This window comes from Sulfitobacter sp. LC.270.F.C4 (assembly GCF_032922545.1).
Classification (GTDB): Bacteria; Pseudomonadota; Alphaproteobacteria; order Rhodobacterales; family Rhodobacteraceae; genus Sulfitobacter; species Sulfitobacter profundi.
Map to the genome: position 1 here is coordinate 3,262,366 of NZ_CP136692.1, position 19,378 is coordinate 3,281,743.

The following is a 19,378-nucleotide window of genomic DNA, read 5'->3' on the forward strand; positions in this document are numbered from 1 at the left end:
ACAATCTGTAGGGCAAAAAATCTGACAGACTGAAGTCATCCGATGCCATATGTGCCTGCCCTTCTTCGGTCGTTGCAAATGAAATGTTCTTGACGAATTGTCCCACAACCGCCTATTCGTTGCAAGTGTAACGATTCACATACGGCGAGTCGGGTCGGGTTTTTGGCCCGAGCGCTGCAGCATCGAGTGAAGGGAAAAACTATGACTGACACTGGCAAAAGCTCTCTGATCCAAGCCAATGGGGAGACTATCACCCCCGGCTATATGCCCGGTTTCGGCAATGATTTCGAAACCGAAGCGCTCCCCGGTGCTCTGCCCCAGGGCATGAACAGTCCGCAAAAATGCAACTATGGTCTTTATGGCGAGCAGCTATCCGGTACGGCATTCACCGATGTGCGGCCAGAGCGCACTTGGTGCTATCGCATCCGGCCTTCGGTCAAACACAGCCACCGCTACGAAAAGATCGACCTGCCCTATTTCCGCTCGGCGCCCGATATTCACCCCGAGGTAACCAGCCTTGGCCAATACCGCTGGGACCCGGTGCCCCATACGCACACGCCTCTGACTTGGCTGACCGGCATGCGCACCATGACCACGGCGGGCGATGTGCATACCCAAGTGGGCATGGCCACACATATCTATCTGGTGACCGAGTCCATGCAGGACGCCTATTTCTTTTCCGCCGACAGCGAGATGCTCGTCGTCCCCCAAGAGGGTCGCTTGCGGTTTGCGACCGAGCTTGGCATCATTGATATCGAGCCCAAGGAAATCGCCATCCTGCCGCGCGGCCTTGTCTATCGTGTCGAGATCCTCGACGGTCCTGCGCGCGGGTTTGTTTGCGAAAACTACGGCCAGAAGTTTGAACTTCCCGGCCGTGGCCCAATCGGGGCGAATTGCATGGCCAATCCGCGTGATTTCAAGGCGCCGGTGGCGGCCTATGAAGACCGCGAAGTGCCCTCCACTGTTACCGTGAAATGGTGCGGGCAGTTCCATGAGACAAAGATCGGTCAAAGCCCGCTCGATGTGGTCGCTTGGCACGGCAATTATGCCCCCTACAAATACGACCTGCGCAATTACTGCCCGGTCGGCGCGATCCTCTTTGACCATCCCGACCCGTCGATCTTTACGGTGTTGACTGCGCCCTCGGGCCAAGAAGGCACGGCAAACATTGATTTCGTTCTGTTCCGCGAGCGCTGGATGGTGGCCGAAAACACCTTCCGCCCGCCGTGGTATCACAAGAACATCATGTCAGAGCTGATGGGCAATATCTATGGCGAGTACGATGCCAAACCACAGGGTTTCATGCCGGGCGGGGTGAGCCTCCACAATATGATGCTGCCGCATGGGCCGGACCGGAACGCCTTCGAGAAAGCCTCAAACGCCAATCTCGGGCCAGAGAAGTTGGACAATACCATGTCCTTCATGTTCGAAACCCGCTTTCCGCAGCAGCTGACCCAGTTTGCCGGGAAAGAGGCACCGCTTCAGGACGATTACATCGACTGCTGGGCGGATATGGAAAAGAAGTTCGACGGCACGCCGGGTAAGAAGTAACCGCGATGCTCACGCTTTATTCCTACTGGCGCTCGACCACCTCCTACCGCGTGCGGGTGGCGCTGAACCTCAAAGGGCTGCCCTATCAGGTGGTTCCGGTCGATCTCGTCGCCGGGGAGCAACGCGCCTCGGACTATGTTGCCAAGAACCCCATCAAGGGGGTGCCGACCTTGCTTCTGGAGGACGGCAGGGCATTGACCCAATCGTTGGCGATCATTTCCTATCTGGACGATATCGCGCCTGATCCTGCCCTTCTGCCTGAGCCTGCGTTTGGGCGGGCTCAGGTACTGGCCGCCGCACAGGTGATTGCGACGGACATTCATCCGATCAACAACCTCAAAGTGGTTGGCCATCTAAAAACCCAACACGGGCTGAACGCCGATGAGGGGACAGCCTGGATGCGCCATTGGATGACCGAAGGGCTGCACGCCTATCAAGCGCTATTGCCGGAAGGCTCAAGATTCAGCTTTGCGGATATTCCCCTGCTTTGCGATCTTTGCCTTATCCCGCAGCTCTACAACGCCCATCGCTGGGGGGTCGATATGACCCCCTTCGCGCGGCTGCTCGAAATCGAACAGCAGGCCCTGCGCCTTCCGGCCTTTGACGCCGCGCGCCCCGAAAATCAGCCAGACGCCAAATGAAGGACACGATATGACACAACTGATGCGCTCATGGGTCGAAAGCGCCAATACGGCCGAGACCAACTTTCCCCTGAACAACCTGCCCTACGGCGCGTTCAATGGCGCTGGCAGCGATCTGCACGCCGGCGTCGCCATCGGGGATCAAATTCTCGACGTGACTGCCTTGGAAGAGGCCGGTCTGCTCAATCTGCCTGCCAAGGCGGTTTTTGCTCGTGGCACTTGGAACGACTTCATGGCGCTCGGCGCGGACGTCTGGCGAAGCTTTCGCGCCTATCTGACCTCCGCTTTGGCAGAAGGAAGCTCTCACCAAGCCACGTTGCAAGCGCATCTGGTGCCGATGGCGGATGCGGTACTGGAAATGCCCTTCACTGTCACCGAATTCACCGACTTCTATGCAGGTCGGCATCATGCGTTCAACGTGGGTTCCCTGTTCCGCGATCCGGCCAATGCGCTGCCGCCGAACTGGCTGCATATCCCCATCGGTTATAATGGCCGCGCGTCGTCTGTGGTGGTCAGCGGCACCGATGTGACCCGCCCCAATGGACAGTTGAAAGCGCCCGACGCGGAGATGCCGGTGTTCGCGCCATCTAAACGCTTTGATCTGGAGCTTGAGATGGGCGCCATCGTCGGCAGACCGTCAAAGGGCCGTGTAAGCGTGCAAGAGGCGGATAACATGATCTTCGGCTATGTCCTGCTCAACGATTGGTCTGCACGCGACATTCAGGCGTGGGAATACCAGCCGCTCGGGCCATTTCAGGCCAAGGCGACGGCGACCACCATCAGCCCCTGGATCGTGACCAAAGACGCGCTGGAGCCCTTCCGCGCCTCCACCCCGCCGCGTGAAAAAGAGCTTCTGCCCTATCTCCAAGAACCCGGCCCGATGCTCTATGACATCGACCTCGAAGTTGCTCTCGCGCCCGAAGGCAAGTCCGAGACGATCCTGTCGCGCACCAATTTCAACGTCATGTATTACTCAGCGGCGCAGCAACTCACCCACCATACCACCAGCGGCTGCCCGATGCGCGTGGGCGACCTGCTCGGCTCCGGCACGATCTCAGGTCCTGAAAAGGAAAACCGGGGCAGCCTCTTGGAACTCAGCTGGGGCGGAAAGGAACCTCTCACGCTCGATACAGGCGAGACACGGACCTTCCTCGAAGACGGCGACACGCTCACCCTGCGCGGCGCGGCGAAGGGTGATGGTTATAGAGTCGGCTTCGGTGATTGTGTCGGTACGGTGCGGCCTGCGCCTGCGGTCGATTGACCTGTATATAGCCCCTAAACCGGGACCAAAACTATCGGCGGCGCCATATTGGCGTCGTCGCCAGTCACCTAAAGGCCATATGTGACTGTGGTCAGGCATCGTTGGGGGCCCTACGGATATACTCAACGATCTCATGTGCGCCGCAGTGATGGCGGTGGCGAAGCCATCAGGGCAAATCTTTAGTTCCGAGCAACCGTGCTTCCCCCACCCCGATCAGTCTTTGGCATACTGGTCTGAAATTCCTTTATGAGTCAATGCCTTACAGAAGTCGCTCCAGTTTTGTTGCTTTTTTAGACATTTTTTGCTTCTGCAAATCCCAGTTCGACCAATTTCCTCCTTGAGCCGGGCGTCCTTGTGTTGGGGCCCGGAACAGAAAAGGAGCGAAGAATTTGGAATACCCCCTTGATGAAACGGGCTTTGATTGGAGCCAAACATGCGATGGCAGTTCGCTGGCAGAGGTGATTGCAACTGCAGCCAACGCGGACCCGGACGCCCTGCTGCCCGCCCGCCCCGTAACCGGGCGCAAGCCAGCTGTCGGCGCTCGGAAGCACTTCTCCTGCTCCTTTGTATATGGGCCGGATGCCGGGCGCGTGATGCACACCGAAAGCCTGACGGAAAAGCATGTGGCATTTGCACTGCTCGTCCGTCCCGATGTTGCGGAACTGAAGAACCAGGTATTGTTCACTTGGGATGCGGAGAACGGGTCGAAAAAGCGGCATCACTTCGACCTTTTCATTACGAAAAAGGACGGCAGCCGCGTCGCGATCATGGTCAAATATGGCGAGAAGCTCTCGTCCGAAGAGTTCCAGGCCGAGATTGCGGATATCGCATCCCATGTCACCGACGAGTTCGCGGATCGCGTGACGATCATGACAGAAAAAGATCTCGACCCCGTCGACCTTCACAATGCGAAGCTCTTCAAAGCTGTTCGTCGGCGCGACCCCGAGGTGGATATGGCTATGCGGGATGCGGTTTCAGACCTCGTCGGCGCGGCGAAGATCGGCGATCTGATAGCGCATACCGGTCTTGGCGGTCGCGGATTTCGGTCAATCGCCCGCCTCATTGGGACCCGTGAACTCGAACTCCCGCGCCCTATGCGCATCGATTACGACACCCACGTTATGCTGAGGGCCGCCTGATGCTCAACATTCAACCCAGCCCCGACCTGCCTCGTTTTGCCTTCGGAGAGTATGACGAGGTGATCATGGAGGGTATCTCCTACCGCGCCATCGATTGTAGCGATGCTGGTTACGTATTCGCCCGCACAGACGGCACCGGCGTCGCCGAATCTTTCGCCCATGCTGTCCTGTCTCAACGCGTCACGCGTGGCATGCTCGTACACCGCCGTGACGCTTTCTTGCCAGAGAGCGCGAAGCGGCGGCTGCGGGCTCCGGCCCAAGTGCTTTCTACTCTGACGCCGAAGCAACAGCAAAAAGCCAAGTACCATGAATCCCTGGTGCGCGCGTTCCTCGAAATGGAGACCGAGGGCAAGGTCAAACGGACGGAGACATCGGTGAACTCCGCCCTCCACGAAATAAAGTTTCGAGCCGGGAAATACCTCTCGGTCCCAAGCGAAGGTGATGTGATCGAGACCGGCGGCAACAAGATGATCGTGCCGACCAAGATCAGCGCCAGCCGACTTCTGAAACGCGTCGCCGCGTTCAGCCGCGACGGCATGGCGGCCTTGTACGGTCGCGGGTCAGGTAGTAGCCGCCCCCGCCGAATTGGGCCCGACGAGTTGGCGCTCCTGTCCAAAACCGTCCGGAATTACTTGGTCATGGAAAGACCCTCGATCTCCCGGGTGGCCGAAGATGTGCGTGACGCCTTCATCGCCGAGAATCTTCGGCGAGAGGAACTTCGCAAAACAGAGGGGAAAGCTAAATCTCCCTTGGTCTTGCCATCCCGTGAAACCATCCGCCTCGAGTTGAAGAAACTCGATCCGTTTGAGGTCGACATTGCCCGCTTCGGGCTCGCCGAGGCGCGCAAGCGCAATGCGCCTGTTGGCAAGGGACTCGAACTGACCCGCCCGCTCGAGCGGGTCGAAATGGATGAGTGGAAGGTCGATCTCAGATCGCTTCTTGCGAAATCAGGGATCTGGTCAATTCTCAGCTGCGAGGAGAAAGCCAGCCTCGGCCTCGAAGAGGGAAAGAAAGCGCGCTGGTTTCTGACTGTCGCGATCTGCGCGACCACCCGATGTATTCTTGCTATGAAACTCTCGAGGGCACCAAGCAAGCGCAGCGCGATGCAGACTATCGACATGATCGTGCGTGACAAAGGGCTGTGGGCCGATGCCATAGACGCGCTGACGCCCTGGAACATGTCGGGTACGCCAGAGCTCATCGTCACCGATTGCGGGTCCGCTTTCATCGATTTCGACACTCGGGTCGGAGCGACCGACCTCGGCATCGACATCGACCACGGACCCGCCGGTATGCCGGAATTTCGGTCAAGGATCGAGCGCATGTTCGGGACGATGTCGGACAACCTCATCGGACGGTTTTCTGGGTACACCTTCAGCAACACTGCCGTCAAAGGCGACTATGATGCCGAAGCGCGCGCAGCCCTGACCACCGAAGACCTGAGCGAGGCGCTGGTCCGCTGGGTTGTCGATGTCTACCATCGCCGCCGCCACCCCGGGCTGGATGGCGAGACCCCGCGCGATTGCTGGAACAGATTGGTTGCAAAATATGGTGTCGCGCCCATGCCGTCCGTGGAAATGCGGCGCAAGGCGCTCGGGACGCGCCTAAAACGCACCGTCTCAAAGAAGGGAGTCATTGTGATGGGTATTCGTTACCATTCGAAGGTGCTTGCCCGCTGGTTCATGCATGCCACGTCGAAGGAAGTGAGGGTCCGCTTTTATTCCGAGGATATCGGTGCCATTGTCGTAGAACTGAACGGCCACTGGATCGAGGTGGAGTCGGTGTTTAAATGCTACCTCGGTGAGCGCGCCCAAACCTGGCTCCTGGCCGCGCGCGAAATCCGTGCGTCGGTCGCAGCCCAGGCAAAGGTCGACGAGATGGTTATTTTTCACGCGATGACCCGGATCCGGGAGATCAATGCCAATGCCATGGCGCGGCAGGGGCTACTCGTCGATGATTATTCGCAGGAGCGCATCGCGAAAATCGAGGACGAGATGCTGATCGGGTTTGATGTGGACGATACACCGCATGACGCTCAGATGACTTCCGCCGCAGACGGCCTGGGTCAGGAGCTTCAGACTGCGTCCTCCCGCCCGACCCAGACTGCGACGTCGCCGGAAACTCCTGGCGAGGCGGATGTCACCTGGTCCTTCGGCGAAAAGTAGGACCAAGGAACCTGATCATGCATAGCCCCGCAGTTCGTCGCGACTGCGGGGGCTTTTTCATCATGAATTCTGGCACAGTTGCGAAGATCTCCCTGAGGCAAACCTATTGCAAACGGGCTTGACTGTCTGTCCCACATGCTCTCAAGCCTCCGAATAATAAATATCCTTTTTATCATGAGCTTGAAAGATTATTCCCAGTTTTCTTGACATCATAGCCCTTTTTGCGCTTTGGGAAGTTTGAAATCATCCGACTTCCTCCTTGTACCCGGTGCGCTTCGGGCGCCCCAGAACATAGAAGGAACTGAAAATTGGATACCCCTCAGAACGAAACCGGCTCGGATACGAACCAAACTGTGAAAAATGACACGCGCATGATCGCTGAATATAATTCTGCAAACCTGATAGAAGACATGCGCGATGACCTGGTTTTTCGTGGCAAGGAACCCTTGGCTGATGCTGCAGGGATGCTGTCTGCGTGGAACATGGCGGGCATTCCGGATGTGGTCGTCACCGACTGCGGAGCCGCTTTCATTGATTCCGACACCCGTGTCGGCGCAACCCATCTCGAATAGGATATCGATGCCCCGCCCGCCGGGAAGCCAGAGTTGCGGGCCAGTATCGAGGGGATGTTCGGCACTATCTCGATCCGAATCCGGGAGATTAAGGCCGACGCCATGGCGCGGCAGGGGCTGCTGGTCGACGACTATTCGCAGGAGCGCATTGCGGAACTCGAGGACGGGTTGCTGATCTGGCTCGAGGTGGCCAAGAGAACGCGGGAAACACAGGCACTGCCCGCCGTTTGAGGGCGTGGGCCTGGTGTTCAGGCGTCGCCCTCCCGCCCCACGCAAACTGCGACGGTGCCGGGAACTCCCGGCGAGGAAGATGTCGCCCGGTCCGTCGGAAAAAAGTAAGATCGACGGTTCTGAACACCCAAAGCCCCTGCAGTCCGTCGCGAATGCGGGGGCTTTTATTTTTTTCGCGGCCACCACCACTTTTGTGAAGGTCAAACTCTCGGGTGAGTCAAGGCCAGCACGATCAGCATGGCCTCCAGCCGAATGCATCCTGTCGTCTCCCCAATCCTCGTCCTTCCCCGGTGCGAGGGAACCGAGGAAGGACAAGGATCTGCGGAGATCATTTTTTCAAAGAAATTTCTTCGTGCTGGAGCGCTTTGGCCAATATCAAAATCGACAAGCAAGAACACGGGCCGTGCGGCCCCGACAGAACTGAAGGAGATTACCGAACACGCAACTGCGGACAGTCTTGATGCTGCCAAGATCGGCAGACGCGCAACAAAATAGGAGGATACCCATGCTGCGTAAGATCCCAACCCGAACCCTGTCTGCAGACCCACAACTCGCCACTGTTCGCGTTCACTTCGACGAGCATGGCACGGCGCTTTGCAACGCCGCCGCCCTGATCGGCGGAGATGCCGGTAAGGCACGCGCGCTGCGCCTGATATCGTCGCTTCGCGAAGTTCCAAGACTCGACCGGACAACGCGGCAGAAGCTGGTCGATCTGCACCGGCATCTGTCACTCGATCCTGTCCTGGATGGTTTCGAGCCGGACCTGACATTCTGGGTCTTGCTCGACCCTGCCAGCGCGGAAGTCGAGCAGATTCTGCCTTCTCACCGATCAACTCCACGCTCTGCTGGTAGAGATCGGAGAACGGGGTGAACAACAAGACGCGCTTGCGCTCGAGCCATGGTCACAGATCGCTGCCTGAGATGGCAAGTCAACCCTGTGCGGCCGTCATGACGTCAGGCCATCACGCGTAACGAAACGAGAGGAAATTTCAATGAAATACCACGATCACCTATCGCTCGAAGAGCTCTGGGCGCGCGTTCTCCTGGGACTCGACGTCCTGCATGACGCGGTCCAGTGCAACGCCGCAGCTCTTTCTGCGACCGATCACAATGCCTTGTCGCTTGCACTTGCCGCGTTGCGCCAGGCTGGGCCGCTCGCGGCAACCTCGGCTAATCACATCGGCGAGGCTCTCAGCATCCTCGAGGATGCCGTTTCGCGCGAGACCCTCGGTCACCGGAACATATTCGACGGAATCCATGACCCAGAGATCGGCGCGATCGGGCGGGTCAAATCAGAGCCGATCCTGTCGGGAAAGGGCGCCGAACTCGACGGGCACCTGCGAAATTTCAGGATGGTGCTCGCCATGCGAGAGCTTCTCGCCGCCCGCGTCGATGCAGAGCTTCAGATTGCCCACTTAAAAGCCGCCTGATGCAGCGAAGTCCGGCTGGCACAGACCACCGGACCATCAGTCACGAATGGCAGAAGGCCGCGGGGTAGCCCGCGGCCTTTTCCATTTGCAGCATCTTCGCAATGTATTGACCGGGGCCTATGCTCTGTTCAGTCCTCGATACCACCTGCGCTCATCCAGTGGCGAGAACCTTTGAAAAAGAATTAGTTTTCGTTTCCGTTTGCTGGCATCTGGACCCATGTTCCAATCAGGACGCTAACTTTGGGCCAGGATCGCGAAGAGCAGTGAAAATCCCGCTGCAAACGCGATTTTCATCAATGGCCGCCGTTAAGTTGTGAAATGGCCATTTTTCCCCGAAAATGGCCAAAAGTAGCTTGTCGTCATATGAACTAAGAGTTCTCAACCAGAACACTTACTATGCCCACAGCTCCCACAAGTCATGCACCCCTCGACCATTCGCATGTCGAACTGGCTGCAAGACGGGCATGACTTGCCACGCGGCGCATCGAGGCCGACGACCTTCGCCTGCGGGTCGGTCTTCAGGCCCATGCCCTCGCCCGCGATGAAGCCGGTGGCGATCATGTGGCGTTCGATCACGCCGCCGATGGCCGCGAGGATGGAGGGGATGTATTTGCCCTGCATCCACGCCCCACCGCGCGGGTCGAAGACAGCCTTGAGTTCCTCAACCACAAAGGACACGTCACCACCACGGCGGAACACGGCAGAGACCATCCGCGTCAGCGCCACGGTCCAGGCGAAATGCTCCATGTTCTTGGAGTTGATGAAGACCTCAAAGGGGCGGCGGTGGCCGTTCAGCACGATATCGTTGATCGTGATGTAGAGCGCGTGTTCGCTGTCGGGCCATTTGACCTTGTAGGTGTTGCCCTCCAGTTCCGCCGGACGGTCCAGCGGGTCGGACATATAGACGATCTCGCCGCCTTCGCTGACCTGATCGGGGCTGTCGGCGGGGGCCTTGTCGGTCTTCTCCGACGAGACGCTCAGGACCGAACCGGTCACGTCGTTGGGGCGGTAGGTGGTGCAGCCTTTGCAGCCCGTATCCCACGCCTGCATATAGACGTCCTTGAAGGCATCGAAGGAGATATCTTCGGGGCAGTTGATGGTCTTGGAGATCGAACTGTCGATCCATTTCTGCGCCGCGGCCTGCATCTTGACGTGGTCGGCGGGTGGCAGAGTCTGGGCGTTGACGAAATAGTCGGGCAGTGGCGTGTCGCCTTTCAACTCGCGCCACATCTGCACGGCGTAGTCGACAACCTCTTCCTCGGTCCGGCTGCCATCTTTCTGCAGCACCTTGCGGGTGTAGGCATAGGCAAAGACCGGCTCGATCCCCGAGCTTACGTTGCCCGCATAAAGGCTGATCGTGCCGGTGGGCGCGATCGAGGTTAGCAGCGCGTTGCGGATGCCGTGTTCGCGGATCGCATCGCGCACATCGTCGTCCATCTGCATCATGGTGCCGGAGGCGAGGAATTTTTCCGCGTCAAAGAGGGGGAAGGCCCCCTTCTCTTTCGCCAACTCAACGCTCGCCAAATAAGAGGCCCGCGCGATGGCCTTCAGCCAGCTTTCCGTCTGGGCCGCCGCCTCGTCTGAGCCATAGCGCAGGCCGACCATCAGCAGCGCATCGGCAAGACCGGTGACGCCCAGACCAATGCGGCGCTTGTTCTGCGCCTCAGCGGCCTGTTCGGGCAGCGGGAAGTTCGACACGTCGACGACATTGTCCATCATCCGCACGGCGGTGGCGACAAGCTCGCTCATCGCATCTTGGTCCAGATGGGCGGCGTCTTCGAAAGGCTGTGCGACCAGACGCGCGAGGTTGATCGAACCTAGCAGACAGGCGCCATAGGGCGGCAGAGGCTGCTCGCCACAGGGGTTGGTGGCGGCAATGGTCTCGCAATAGTTCAGGTTGTTGGCGGCATTGATGCGGTCGATAAAGATCACGCCCGGCTCGGCGTAGTCATAGGTCGCCTGCATGATCTTGTTCCACAGGTCCCGCGCCTGCACGGTCTTATAGACCTTGCCGCCGAAAACGAGGTCCCACGAGCCGTCGGCCTTCACAGCCTCCATGAAGGGGTCGGTGACCAGCACGGACATGTTGAACATGCGCAAACGCGCGGGGTCGGATTTGGCGGCGATGAAATCCTCCACATCCGGGTGGTCGCAGCGCATGGTCGCCATCATCGCGCCCCGGCGCGAGCCTGCGGACATGATAGTGCGGCACATCGCGTCCCAGACATCCATAAAGGACAGCGGGCCGGAAGCATCTGCCGAGACGCCCAGCACATCCGCGCCGCGTGGCCGGATGGTCGAGAAATCATAACCGATTCCCCCGCCCTGCTGCATGGTCAATGCAGCCTCTTTCAGCATGTCAAAGATACCCGACATGCTGTCAGGCACGGTGCCCATGACGAAGCAGTTGAACAGCGTCACGCGGCGCGCGGTGCCCGCGCCTGCGGTGATGCGGCCAGCGGGGAGGTATTTGAAATCCTCCAGCGCGTTGAAAAACTTGTCTTCCCAAACATCCGCCTTCAATTCGACCTGCGCGAGGTCGCGGGCGATGCGGCGCCATGTGTCCTCAACCGTGACGTCTTTCGCGGTGCCATCGGCCCCTTTAAAACGGTATTTCATATCCCAGATTTGTTCGGCGATCGGGGCGGTAAAGCGGGACATACAACGGTTCCTTTGAGTCGTGAGGGCAGCACGAATGCGACTTAAGAGTTGGCATCGATACAACATGAAGGGCCGATTTCTCAACGCCCAAAATGCACATCTACGGGAATTTATTCTTCAGCCTACCACAATACCTTGCTAGCTCCGAAGGAGAAACTACTATATAGGGGCGCATTCTCAGGCAACCGTGCGGGGGAACTTTTGGATAACTACATCAATCTAATCAAACTTTCGGTCGGCACCGAAGGCGTCGAGAGCCTCGCTAAATGGCAGGCGCGCAAGGACGTGCGGACCAAGGACGGTCTGCCGCGCCATGTCACGCGGATGTGGCCCAAGCGCGAGGCCGAGATTCTCAACGGCGGCTCGATCTATTGGGTCATCAAAGGCGTCATCCAAGCCCGCCAGCGCATTATCCGCCTGGAGGAGATCACCCGCGCGGACGGCATCCGCCGCTGCGCCATCGTGCTCGACCCTGAGATCATCCGCACCCAAAACAGCCTGCGCCGCGCTTTCCAAGGCTGGCGCTACCTCAAACCCGAGGACGCGCCCCCCGACCTGCCCGAGGGCCGCGAAGCCGAGGCGGACCTGCCTGTGGAGCTGAACCGCGCTCTGGCCGAGATCGGCGTGCTCTGAGCCTCACGCAGCGTAGAGCGCTTCGATCTGGTCGCCGTAGAGTTCGTAGATTTTGGCCCGGCGCACCTTCATCGTCGCCGTCACCTCTCCGTCGTCGTGATCAAGCTCCTTGCGCATCAGCCAGACCTTCTTGACCTGCTCGACCCGAGCCAGATCGCGGTTCTGCTTGGCCACCTCAGCGTCGATCAATTCTTGCACCTTGGGATGCTCAGCGAGCGAGCGGAAGGTGGTATAGGCAATCCCCTGCCCCTCGGCCCAGAGCCGCACGGTGTCCATGTCGATCTGCACCAGCGCCGTCACATAGGGCCGCTTGTCGGCAACGGCCACGACCTCCTTGATGAAGGGGCTGGCCTTGATGACATTCTCGATATGCGCGGGCGCAAGGTTCTTGCCCGCCGCGTTGATCATGATGTCCTTCTTGCGGTCGATCAGGGTGATCGAGCCATCGGCCTCCTCGCGCCCCACATCGCCCGTGTGCAGCCAGCCATCCTGAATGGTCTCGGCGGTGGCTTTGGGGTTCTTGTAATAACCCTTGAAGATGGTCCCGCCCGAGAACAGCACCTCGCCATCCTCGGCGATGCGGGTGCGCACGCCGCTGACCGGAAAGCCGATGCGCCCGTCGCATTGGCCCCATGATTTCTGGATCGTGCCCACGCCCGAGGTTTCGGACATGCCCCATGCCTCACGGATATTGACCCCGATGCCGCGCATAAAGCCCAGAAGCTCGGCGCTGATCGGCGCGGCGGCAGAGATCGCGAAACTCGTGCGCCCCAGTCCCAGATAGCTGCGGATGTGCCGGTAGACGAGCGTATCCCAAAAGGCATGCGCCATGCGGTCCCCCGCGCTCCACTTGTCGCGCCGGATCATGCCGCGCCGCTGTGCGCCTTTCAGCGCCATCAGCGTCATCGGCCCTTTGATCCGGCCCGCGGTCTGCGCCTGCACCAGCACCCCCGCCTGCATCTTTTCCCAAATTCGCGGCACGCCAAAGAAGACCTGCGGCGCTACTTCGCGCAGATCAAGGGTGATGGTCCGAAGGCTCTCGCCAAAATTCATCACGAATTGCTGCGCCAGCCCGTTGATCACCGTCACCGCCTGCTCGGCGATGTGGCACAGCGGCAGATAGCTCAGCACATCCGTCCCGGGCGGGTAGTCCCCGAAGACATCGCGCGCCACACCCACGCCCGCGTGGATATTGCCATAGGAAATCTCAGCCGCCTTGGGCAGCCCGGTGGAGCCGGAGGTGAAGACCATCATCGCCGTGTCGTCGGGCTCGATCCCCGCCTGCCGCGCGCGCAGATCGTCGGCGAGACCCGAAAGCCGCGCCCGGCCCCGCTCAAGCAGGTCGTCGAAACTGATCAGCCCCAGCAGATCTTCGCCCCGCGTGCCCTTGGGGTTGAAAATCACCAACTGCCGCAGCTGCGGCACCCGGTCGCCCAGTTCCTTGATCTTGTCCAGCTGCTCCTGATCTTCGATGAACAGCACCGTGGTATCCGAGGCATTTACCAGATGCTCCAGCTCCGCCGCCGGGCTGGTGGGATACATGCCCACCACGACCCCCGCCGCCGCATTGATGCCGAACTGCGCCTGCACCCATTCGCTGCGGTTCTCGCTGAGGATGCCGACATGATCGCCCGCCTGCAGCCCCAGATCGACCAGCCCTGCGGCGGTGGCCTGCATGATCTCTTGCAACCCCTCCCAGGTGATCTCGTTCCAGATGCCGAATTCCTTTTGCCGCATCGCCACGCCCGTGGGGCGGTTCTTGGCATGGTTGTGCACCATGCGGACCAGCGGCGCGAAGTCGCCCTTGAACTCGTCAAATGCCATGGCGGACCTCCCTAGCTGAGCCAGCGTTTGCGGCGCTTGTAATGTTTCACATCGCGGAAGGACTGCCGCGCGCCGCCCTCCTCGCCCATGCCGAGGTAGAAGGACTGGATGTCCTTGTCGCCGCGCAGCTTGGCCACATCGCCTTCCATGACGATCTGGCCGCTCTCCATGATGTAGCCATAGTCGGCGACCGAAAAGGCCACCCCGGCGTTCTGCTCCACCAGCAGGATCGCGGTGCCGTCCTCTTGGTTCAGCCGCTTGATCGTGTCGAAAATCTCGGCCACTACCTTGGGCGCGAGGCCCAGCGAGGGCTCGTCCATCAAGATCAACTCAGGCCGCGCGATCATCGCCCGGCCAAAGGCCAGCATCTGCTGCTCCCCGCCCGAAAGGTAGCCCGCAATCTGGCGGCGCCGTTCTTTCAGCCGTGGGAAAAAGGCATAGACCTTGTCATAGTCCGGCTTCGCCTGCCGCCGGTCCAGCGCGTAGGAGGCGGCAATCAGGTTGTCCTCCACCGTCATCTCGCTAAAGATCCGCCGCCCCTCGCGCACGTGGAACAGCCCCTGCTGCACCAGACGGTCGGGCTGGATCGTCATGATCGACTGACCTTTGAAGCTGATCCGCCCCTCGCCGACCTCACCGTTCTCCAGCGCCAGCAGGTTGCTCGCCGCCTTCAACGTGGTGGTCTTGCCCGCACCATTGGTGCCCAGAAGCGTGACGATCTTGCCGTCGGGCACTTCCAGCGACAGCCCGCGCAGCGCCTGCACCGTATGGTGGTAGGTCACTTCGATGTTCTCGATGGTCAGCACGGGCGCGTCCTTTTTCTAGGGTGTGGGGCGCCCGCCGGACGCCCCGCGTTTATCAAACGGTGAACCAATCGGATTTCGGCGTGAACAACCCGTCCTCGGGGTTGTAGCCATAGACCCGGCCCGTCCCGATGGCGTTGTTTTCCATGCTCACCGGCCCACCAAAGAAGCCGCCCGAATCCCAGTCCGAGATCCCCGCCAGCTTCTCGGCGATGTTGTCGGGTGTCAGCTCCAGCCCGGCCTCGGCGGTGTCGCGGAAGGCCTTCATGGCGATCTCCAGCCCGCACATGGTCTGGATCGCCCATGTCGACATGTAGTTCTCCAACGGCGTGCCCGCGAACATTTGCTTGCTGAGTTCGGCGTACTGCTGATAGCGCGGCGCCTCTTCGCGGTCATAGAAATAGCGGTAAGGCATGACGCCCTCATAGCCCGCAAGGAACGGCCCCGCCTCGGCGGTGATGCGGTCGGCAATCAGCTTCTCCATGCCCCAGAAGGTGCCCTTGAATTTGACCGGCAGACCAAACTGCCGCGCGCCGCCAATAAGCTGCGGCCAGACGCCAGTAACATAGCCCTGAAGGATGCAGTGATCCGCGCCGGACTGCGCCAGTTTGGTGACGTGCGTGGGGATATCGGCGCCTTCGGCCTTGGTGCTTTCCTCCAGCACGACCTCGAGGCCCAGCTCCTCGGCGGTCTTGCGCCCGTGTTCGATCGGATCGCGGCCAAACTCAGTGTTGGAGAAGATGAAGGCGACCTTCTGCCCGCCCTCGTTCTTGATGTTCTGCAACAGGATGTCGAACTGGCTTTGGTAGGTTGGACCCGAGAGATACTGGTAGGGATGCGTCGCAGGGTCGGCCAGTTCCGAGGCGAAAGAGGTCGAGCCCATAATCCGGGCGTTCTCGCCCTTAAGCTCGGGCGCGATCAGCTTCATCGCCCCCGTGCTGTCAGCGAAATAGCCGATCATGTTCTTGCCTTCAGAGGCCAGCGCCCGCTGGTAGTTGTTGAGCGCATTCTGCGGCACATAGCCCGAATCCTCGGTGACGAAGCGAATGGGCACCCCGGCCACGCCGCCCTCGTCGTTGAAAAGCTTCGCGGCCATGGCAAAGGCAGGCGCGACCAACTGACCGGCGGTGGCAAAGGGCCCGGTGAGCGGCAGCGAGGCGCCGAGCACATACTCCTTGGGCTGGGCGCGCAGGATCATCGGCGTGCCCATGGCCGCCGTCGCGGCGGCGGTGGTGGCGAGGAAGGATCGGCGGTTCATGGTCATCTGGTCTTCTCCCTGATGTGGCCTTGTGAATTCTTACCCGCGCGCAAACGGCCAACGGTTTGCGGCGCGCAGGATACGGTCGACGATTTGGTTGATGCCCAAGGGTTCCTTGAGCAGGAACAACACCAGCAGCACGCCGAAGGCGATCTGCTGCAAGGGCGCGCGCAATTGCCCCGCGCCGGCGCTGTCACCCGCAAGCGCGCCAAAGAGCACTTTGATAAGTTCGGGCACCATCACCACGATGATGACCCCGAAAACCGGCCCCATCGTGCGCCCCATGCCACCGATGATCAGCGCCGCCACAAGGTTCAGCGACAGCGCCAGTTCGAACTGCTCGGGCAGGATGCGGGCGTAGAAATAGGCGAAAAGCGCCCCCGCCAGACCACAGTACGCGGCCGAGAGGGCAAAGCTCATCAACTTGTAGCGCAAGAGCGAGATGCCGAGGATCTCGGCGGAATAGTCGCGGTCGCGAATGGCGATGAAGGCACGACCCACGCGGGTGCGGATCAAGTTCTGCGCGGCCAGCAGCGACACCAACCCCACCGCCGCAATCAGACCGAACATCTCGCGTTTGGTATCCAACTCCCAGCCCAGCAGATTGGGCACATTGGTGTTGATCCCCACCATGCCGCCAGTCCAAGGGGCAAAGAGGTCTTCTTCGATCAAAAAGATCACGATGAAATTCGCCGCCAGCGTCGCCACGGCGAGGTAGAGCCCCTTGACCCGCAGGCTCGGCAGGCCGACCAACACGCCCACCGCCGCCGCCAGCGCCACGGCCAAGGGCACCGAGACGAAAGGCATCAATCCTGCCGGGATCACCCCGGCGCCGAGGTTACCGAAGATGGTCACCGCATAGGCACCGATGGCGACGAAGGCGCCATGGCCCAGCGAGACCAGCCCGGTATAGCCGGTCAGGATGTTGATCCCCACCACGGCGATCAGCAGGATGCCCATCTGGCTGGCAATCAGGATCAGGTAGTCATTGCCGAACAGGGTGAAAAGCGCCAGCGCAAGGATCGACCCGTAAACGAAGGCCTGTTTGTAGCGGTTGTTCAGCACCCGCTCATCGGCGGCATAGCTGGATTTGAGATTTGCGTTGATCATATCCGCTCGACCTCTTTCTGCCCCATCAGGCCGTGCGGCCGCCAGATCAGCACCACCAGCACGGTGACGTAGGGCACGATCTCGGCCCAGCCGCCGCCCATCTGCCACTGGGTCATCGCCTCAAGCACGCCCACGACCATCGCCGCGATCAGCACGCCGACATAGCTGTCGAGCCCGCCCATCAGCACGATCGCCAGCACCGAAAAACCAAAAAGCCCGAGGCTCGGTGAAATGCCGTTGCGGGTGGCGAGGATCGCCCCCGCGATGGCGCCGGTGGTGCTGGCCAGCACCCAAGCGCGGGAGAAGACCTTGGGCACCGAAATGCCCATGGAATAGGCGGTCGACTGGTCCTCGGCGGTGGCGCGGATGGCGATGCCGCCCTTGGTGAACTTCACGAAGGCGACGATGCCACCGAAAAGCAGCAGGGCCACGACCATGTTCACCAGATCAGTGCCAAAGAGGAAGATCATCGTGCCGAACAACTCGAACCGGATCGGCATGTTGGGCGCGATATAGGGCACGCTTGCCGCATCCGCCGTCCAGATCAACTGCGCCGCGCCCGACAGGATCGAGATCAGGCCAACCGTGACCATGATCATCGCAAAAATAGATTGCCCCATCAGCGGGCGCATCAACACCCGCTCGATGATCCGGCCCAGAATGGCGTTGCAGACCAGCGCCCCCGCCAGCCCCAACAGGATGCGCGGCAGGTTCGCCACCCAATCAAGCACCGCCGCCACGGGCGAAAACATCGGCAGTTCGCCCCGCATTTCGACCATCCAGCCCGGCTGCCAAGAGGCGAGCCAAGTCGGCGCCCAAGGCTGGCCCGGGACGATCACGGCGAAGGTGAAATAGAAATAGGCCCCGAACATGATCAGGTAACCATGGGCGAAGTTCACCACCTTGGTCGCCTTGTAAACGCTGACGATCCCCACGGCGATCAGCGCGTAGATCGCTCCGGCCATCAGCCCGTTGATCGCGAATTGCACGAACTGCCCCATCAAAGCGCCTCCCTTTCCTTACCCTCGGAATTTTTCAAAAATTCCGGCGCGATTTCTTCAAAGGAAATCGGCGTCATGCCGCGGCCCCCAGATAGGCTTCGATAACTGCCGGGTTGTTCGAGACCTCCTCGGGCGTGCCGCTGGCGATCTGTTGGCCAAAGTTCAGCACGACAATGCGGCTGCAGATGTCCATCACCATGTGCATGTCGTGTTCCACCAGCAGGATCGTGGTGCCGAACTGCTCCTGCACGTCGAGGATGAACCGCGCCATGTCGGCGGTCTCTTCCCGGTTCATGCCCGCCACCGGCTCATCCAGCAGCAGCACGCGCGGGCGCATCGCCAGCGCCCGGCCCAGTTCGACCCGCTTTTGCAGACCATAAGGCAGCATGGTAATCGGGTATTTGCGGATGTGGTCGATCTCAAGGAAATCGATCACCTGCTCTTCGATCTCGCGGCGCAGCTCCAACTCGGCCTTCTGCGCCGCGCCGAAATAGCGCAGCGCTTGCCAGACGTTGGTATTGAGCCGCGTGTGACCGCCGAGCTTGATGTTGTCGAGCACGGTCATGCCGCGAAACAGCGCGATGTTCTGGAAGGTCCGCGCCAGCCCCAGCCCTGCGCGCCTGTCGGGGCTGAGCGTCGTGATATCCTGCCCGTCAAAGGACACACGCCCCCGGTCGGGCTTGTAAAACCCTGATATCGCATTGAAAAGCGAGGTCTTGCCCGCGCCGTTGGGGCCAATGACACCGGTGATCTCTCCGGCCCCGGCTTCGAAATTCACCCCCTGCAGCGCCTTGATGCCGCCAAAGGACAGATGCAAATCCTCAATCTTCAGCAATCGCCCACTCCCATGCGGCGACGGCTGCGGCCCCTCGCAAGGGGCGCGTGACATCCGATCATCGACGGATCCTCCCTATGTCCCGATCCCTGCCCCTTTTGGCGGAGCTTGTGGTATCGGCCTGTTGACCCTTTCACCCTATCCGAAGCGCGCTATCCCGCAAGTCTCTTGATAGGTCGCAGGGCGACAGGCGCCCGAGCCAGAGAGGCTCGGGAGGTGCAATCATATGGAAGGGAAGGGAAAAACCCGTGGCTGTGACGCTA

Annotated in this window: 17 protein-coding genes; 10 read left to right on the plus strand and 7 right to left on the minus strand. The window is 60.4% G+C overall.

Annotated features, from left to right (window positions below):
• Window positions 1–201 precede the first annotated feature (201 nt).
• The 9 genes from hmgA (at window position 202) to R1T45_RS19790 (ending at window position 8,990) form a co-directional block, all read left to right on the plus strand.
• Window positions 202–1,551 carry a homogentisate 1,2-dioxygenase gene (gene hmgA / locus R1T45_RS19750; RefSeq protein WP_317390035.1) on the plus strand — a complete coding sequence of 450 codons (1,350 nt, stop codon included), beginning with the start codon at window positions 202–204 and terminating at the stop codon, window positions 1,549–1,551.
• Window positions 1,552–1,556: 5 nt separating this feature from the next.
• Window positions 1,557–2,192, plus strand: coding sequence for a maleylacetoacetate isomerase (gene maiA / locus R1T45_RS19755; RefSeq protein ID WP_317390036.1), 636 nt, complete (start codon window positions 1,557–1,559; stop codon window positions 2,190–2,192).
• A gap of 10 nt (window positions 2,193–2,202) precedes the next feature.
• Window positions 2,203–3,453: a fumarylacetoacetase gene (fahA, locus tag R1T45_RS19760; protein ID WP_317390037.1), complete on the plus strand. Its 1,251-nt coding sequence runs from the start codon at window positions 2,203–2,205 to the stop codon at window positions 3,451–3,453.
• Between the two features lie 389 nt (window positions 3,454–3,842).
• Complete coding sequence (locus R1T45_RS19765; protein WP_317390038.1) at window positions 3,843–4,592, plus strand: hypothetical protein; 750 nt, start codon at window positions 3,843–3,845, stop codon at window positions 4,590–4,592.
• Window positions 4,592–6,757 carry a Mu transposase C-terminal domain-containing protein gene (locus R1T45_RS19770; protein ID WP_317390039.1) on the plus strand — a complete coding sequence of 722 codons (2,166 nt, stop codon included), beginning with the start codon at window positions 4,592–4,594 and terminating at the stop codon, window positions 6,755–6,757. The genes R1T45_RS19765 and R1T45_RS19770 overlap by 1 nt, the downstream gene beginning before the upstream one ends.
• Window positions 6,758–7,065: 308 nt before the next feature.
• Window positions 7,066–7,329, plus strand: a complete 264-nt coding sequence (locus tag R1T45_RS19775) for a hypothetical protein (protein WP_317390040.1) — start codon at window positions 7,066–7,068, stop codon at window positions 7,327–7,329.
• A gap of 33 nt (window positions 7,330–7,362) precedes the next feature.
• A complete protein-coding gene (locus R1T45_RS19780; protein WP_317390041.1) occupies window positions 7,363–7,560 on the plus strand; it encodes a hypothetical protein in 198 nt (65 codons plus the stop codon).
• A 505-nt stretch (window positions 7,561–8,065) separates the two neighbouring features.
• Window positions 8,066–8,431 (plus strand): hypothetical protein, encoded by a 366-nt coding sequence (locus R1T45_RS19785; protein ID WP_317390042.1) that lies wholly within the window; start codon window positions 8,066–8,068, stop codon window positions 8,429–8,431.
• 121 nt (window positions 8,432–8,552) lie between these two features.
• Window positions 8,553–8,990 (plus strand): hypothetical protein, encoded by a 438-nt coding sequence (locus R1T45_RS19790; protein ID WP_317390043.1) that lies wholly within the window; start codon window positions 8,553–8,555, stop codon window positions 8,988–8,990.
• A gap of 378 nt (window positions 8,991–9,368) precedes the next feature.
• On the opposite strand, the gene R1T45_RS19795 is transcribed toward R1T45_RS19790, so the two are convergent.
• Window positions 9,369–11,651, minus strand: a complete 2,283-nt coding sequence (locus R1T45_RS19795; protein ID WP_317390044.1) for an adenosylcobalamin-dependent ribonucleoside-diphosphate reductase — start codon at window positions 11,649–11,651, stop codon at window positions 9,369–9,371.
• Between the two features lie 201 nt (window positions 11,652–11,852).
• Here R1T45_RS19795 and R1T45_RS19800 point away from each other — a divergent pair, with 201 nt between their 5' ends.
• Entirely contained in the window at window positions 11,853–12,284 is a 432-nt protein-coding gene (locus tag R1T45_RS19800; protein WP_067938213.1) for a DUF1489 family protein, read from the plus strand.
• Window positions 12,285–12,287: 3 nt separating this feature from the next.
• Here R1T45_RS19800 and R1T45_RS19805 read toward each other — a convergent pair whose 3' ends face one another.
• The 6 genes from R1T45_RS19805 to R1T45_RS19830 all read right to left on the minus strand — a co-directional run bounded on the left by R1T45_RS19805 (window position 12,288) and on the right by R1T45_RS19830 (window position 19,169).
• Window positions 12,288–14,108 carry a long-chain fatty acid--CoA ligase gene (locus tag R1T45_RS19805; RefSeq protein ID WP_317390045.1) on the minus strand — a complete coding sequence of 607 codons (1,821 nt, stop codon included), beginning with the start codon at window positions 14,106–14,108 and terminating at the stop codon, window positions 12,288–12,290.
• An 11-nt stretch (window positions 14,109–14,119) separates the two neighbouring features.
• Window positions 14,120–14,914 (minus strand): ABC transporter ATP-binding protein, encoded by a 795-nt coding sequence (locus tag R1T45_RS19810; RefSeq protein ID WP_067629504.1) that lies wholly within the window; start codon window positions 14,912–14,914, stop codon window positions 14,120–14,122.
• Between the two features lie 52 nt (window positions 14,915–14,966).
• The gene (locus R1T45_RS19815) at window positions 14,967–16,175 is read right to left on the minus strand and encodes an ABC transporter substrate-binding protein (protein WP_236627389.1); all 1,209 of its coding nucleotides are present in this window, start codon (window positions 16,173–16,175) and stop codon (window positions 14,967–14,969) included.
• 33 nt (window positions 16,176–16,208) lie between these two features.
• On the minus strand, window positions 16,209–17,279 hold the full coding sequence (locus R1T45_RS19820) for a branched-chain amino acid ABC transporter permease (RefSeq protein WP_067938217.1): 1,071 nt from the start codon (window positions 17,277–17,279) through the stop codon (window positions 16,209–16,211).
• On the minus strand, window positions 17,276–18,280 hold the full coding sequence (locus tag R1T45_RS19825) for a branched-chain amino acid ABC transporter permease (protein WP_317390046.1): 1,005 nt from the start codon (window positions 18,278–18,280) through the stop codon (window positions 17,276–17,278). The genes R1T45_RS19820 and R1T45_RS19825 overlap by 4 nt, the downstream gene beginning before the upstream one ends.
• Window positions 18,281–18,353: 73 nt before the next feature.
• On the minus strand, window positions 18,354–19,169 hold the full coding sequence (locus R1T45_RS19830; RefSeq protein WP_067629499.1) for an ABC transporter ATP-binding protein: 816 nt from the start codon (window positions 19,167–19,169) through the stop codon (window positions 18,354–18,356).
• Window positions 19,170–19,378: the final 209 nt, after the last annotated feature.

Coding starts and splice junctions, on each gene's coding strand:
- R1T45_RS19790 (WP_317390043.1), top strand. CDS start 8,553: ATGAAATACCACGATCACCTATCGCTCGAAGAGCTCTGGGCGCGCGTT.
- R1T45_RS19815 (WP_236627389.1), bottom strand. CDS start 16,175: ATGACCATGAACCGCCGATCCTTCCTCGCCACCACCGCCGCCGCGACG.
- R1T45_RS19785 (WP_317390042.1), top strand. CDS start 8,066: ATGCTGCGTAAGATCCCAACCCGAACCCTGTCTGCAGACCCACAACTC.
- hmgA (WP_317390035.1), top strand. CDS start 202: ATGACTGACACTGGCAAAAGCTCTCTGATCCAAGCCAATGGGGAGACT.
- R1T45_RS19795 (WP_317390044.1), bottom strand. CDS start 11,651: ATGTCCCGCTTTACCGCCCCGATCGCCGAACAAATCTGGGATATGAAA.
- maiA (WP_317390036.1), top strand. CDS start 1,557: ATGCTCACGCTTTATTCCTACTGGCGCTCGACCACCTCCTACCGCGTG.
- R1T45_RS19770 (WP_317390039.1), top strand. CDS start 4,592: ATGCTCAACATTCAACCCAGCCCCGACCTGCCTCGTTTTGCCTTCGGA.
- R1T45_RS19805 (WP_317390045.1), bottom strand. CDS start 14,108: ATGGCATTTGACGAGTTCAAGGGCGACTTCGCGCCGCTGGTCCGCATG.
- R1T45_RS19825 (WP_317390046.1), bottom strand. CDS start 18,280: ATGGGGCAGTTCGTGCAATTCGCGATCAACGGGCTGATGGCCGGAGCG.
- R1T45_RS19830 (WP_067629499.1), bottom strand. CDS start 19,169: ATGTCACGCGCCCCTTGCGAGGGGCCGCAGCCGTCGCCGCATGGGAGT.
- fahA (WP_317390037.1), top strand. CDS start 2,203: ATGACACAACTGATGCGCTCATGGGTCGAAAGCGCCAATACGGCCGAG.
- R1T45_RS19820 (WP_067938217.1), bottom strand. CDS start 17,279: ATGATCAACGCAAATCTCAAATCCAGCTATGCCGCCGATGAGCGGGTG.